Annotated in this window: 4 protein-coding genes; all 4 read left to right on the top strand. The window is 36.8% G+C overall.

All coding sequences use genetic code 11. From position 1 onward, the window contains the following. The first annotated feature begins 233 nt into the window (after positions 1-233). A complete protein-coding gene (gene yaaA, locus AC52RT_RS10290) occupies positions 234-452 on the top strand; it encodes a S4 domain-containing protein YaaA (RefSeq protein ID WP_495540660.1) in 219 nt (72 codons plus the stop codon). Positions 453-473: 21 nt separating this feature from the next. Next, the gene (gene recF, locus AC52RT_RS10285) at positions 474-1,592 is read left to right on the top strand and encodes a DNA replication/repair protein RecF (protein ID WP_495540658.1); all 1,119 of its coding nucleotides are present in this window, start codon (positions 474-476) and stop codon (positions 1,590-1,592) included. Between the two features lie 12 nt (positions 1,593-1,604). Beyond that, positions 1,605-1,856 carry an extracellular matrix regulator RemB gene (gene remB, locus AC52RT_RS10280; RefSeq protein ID WP_040374725.1) on the top strand — a complete coding sequence of 84 codons (252 nt, stop codon included), beginning with the start codon at positions 1,605-1,607 and terminating at the stop codon, positions 1,854-1,856. A gap of 81 nt (positions 1,857-1,937) precedes the next feature. Continuing rightward, positions 1,938-2,386 (top strand): ATP-binding protein (locus tag AC52RT_RS10275; RefSeq protein WP_495540659.1); only part of this gene is annotated, 449 nt, incomplete at its 3' end.

The raw sequence follows: 2,386 nt of genomic DNA, 5'->3' as shown, positions 1-2,386 counted from the left end.
TATTCATGACGATACAATGCTGCAATTAATACTTCCGGTTCGAACTTACTAAGTTAAAACATTATTCTTTTTTATAGAGAAAAGGTCTGTTTAACAGGCCTTTTTTCTGTAGTTTCCTGTGAAAAACACGATTTTTCCCCTGTTTTTAGTTAAAAAATCGGCAATGCTTTGTCTTAATGTCTTTTTTTTAGTAAAATAAAGTATTAGAGATTACTTTGAAGGTAGTGAAAGCAATGCAAATAACTGAGGTACAGATTCAAACCGAATATATTACGCTTGGACAATTTTTAAAGCTTGCAGATATTATCCAAAGCGGCGGCATGGCCAAACCCTTCTTAGGTGAAAATGATGTTTTCATCAATGAAGAATTCGACGTCCGTCGAGGCAGAAAATTACGAGAGGGTGACATAATCGATATACCAGACATTGGAATATTCGTCATTACTCGTTAAAGTAAAAGGGAAGTATCGACTATGTATATAGAAAACTTAGCCTTAAGGCACTACCGAAATTATCAAAACCTAGAGCTTTCTTTTGAAAATAAGGTCAACGTGATATTAGGTGAAAATGCACAAGGTAAAACAAATGTCATGGAATCAATTTTTGTCTTAGCGATGGCTAAATCGCATCGGACATCAAATGATAAAGATCTTATTCGTTGGGATGAAGAATATGCTAAAATAGAAGGACGGGTTCGAAAACAAACTACGTCGATTCCTTTAGAATTAACGATTTCCAAAAAAGGTAAAAAAGCAAAATGTAATCATATCGAACAGAAAAAATTAAGTCAGTATGTTGGAAATATGAATGTCGTCATGTTTGCACCGGAGGATCTTCACTTGGTAAAAGGAGCTCCACAAGTCAGACGGCGGTTCATTGATATGGAAATCGGCCAGGTTTCGCCTGTTTATCTTCATGATATGAGTCAATATCATAAAATTCTTATCCAAAGAAATCACTACTTAAAGCTTCTTCAAACACGAAAACAAACGGATACGGCCATGCTTGATGTCTTAACTGAGCAATTCATACATTATGCGGTGAAAATTGTCGAAAGAAGGTATAGGTTTCTGCATTTACTTCAAAATTGGGCTGAACCGATTCATTCTGGAATTTCGAGAAATCTGGAAAAGTTGAAAATCCAGTATAAACCTTCCCTTGATGTATCAGAATCTATGGATTTGACGAAAATGATAGAAGTATTTGAAGATAAATTTTCCAAGGTAAGAACAAGAGAAATTGAACGTGGTGTGACATTGGCAGGACCTCATCGAGATGACTTAGCTTTCTTTGTCAATGGCAGAGATGTTCAAACCTTTGGGTCACAAGGACAGCAGCGAACAACAGCTCTTTCACTTAAGCTTGCTGAAATCGAATTAATACATGCAGAAATTGACGAATATCCAATTCTATTACTCGATGATGTTTTGTCTGAACTGGATGACTATCGCCAATCACATCTGCTTAATACGATTCAAGGAAAAGTACAAACCTTTGTTACCACTACCTCTGTTGATGGAATTGACCATCAAACCTTGCGCGGGGCATCAACCTTTACGGTGCACCAGGGAAACGTCATACAAGTCAAATGATGAGGTGAACTTATGTATCTTCACATTGGTGAGGACATTCTTGTTAAAACCGATGAGGTAATTGCTATTTTAGATAAACAATTGCTTGATTGTTCCCCTTTTACTCATGAGTTTCTTGAGCGAAAAGCAGATAAAATTGTTAATCTAGCTAAGAACTCTATCAAGTCCATCGTGATTACAGATAACCATGTTTATTATTCCCCCCTAGCTTCTGGAACATTAAAAAAAAGATCATTGCAAAAAGCAATTTCATTTGATGAATAGATGGCACAACCAAACAAAAACCAAAAACAAGTTTAGTACGCTAAAATGCCAATAGAAAAGTGTAGGTGATATGGTGTGACAATGGAACAAAAACAAACGGAAGTGGAAAGTTATGATGAGAATCAGATACAGGTATTAGAAGGACTAGAAGCTGTTCGTAAACGGCCGGGGATGTATATTGGTACCACTTCATCAAAAGGCCTTCATCATCTTGTATGGGAAATTGTAGATAACAGTATTGACGAAGCGCTTGCTGGTTACTGTACTGAAATTAAAGTAACCATTGAAGAAGATAACAGCATTACTGTTATTGATAATGGCCGTGGTATTCCTGTAGGTATTCATGAAAAAATGGGACGTCCAGCTGTAGAAGTTATTATGACCGTTCTTCATGCCGGGGGTAAATTCGGTGGTGGAGGATATAAAGTTTCTGGCGGCTTGCACGGTGTTGGTGCTTCTGTTGTTAATGCCCTTTCAAGTGTTTTAGAAGTGTTTGTTCATAGGGATGGACATATCTATTACCAAAAGTT

This window comes from Peribacillus sp. (genome assembly GCF_059453735.1).
Note: the sequence above shows the minus strand (reverse complement) of the source record. Positions and strands in the feature narration are given on the sequence as shown.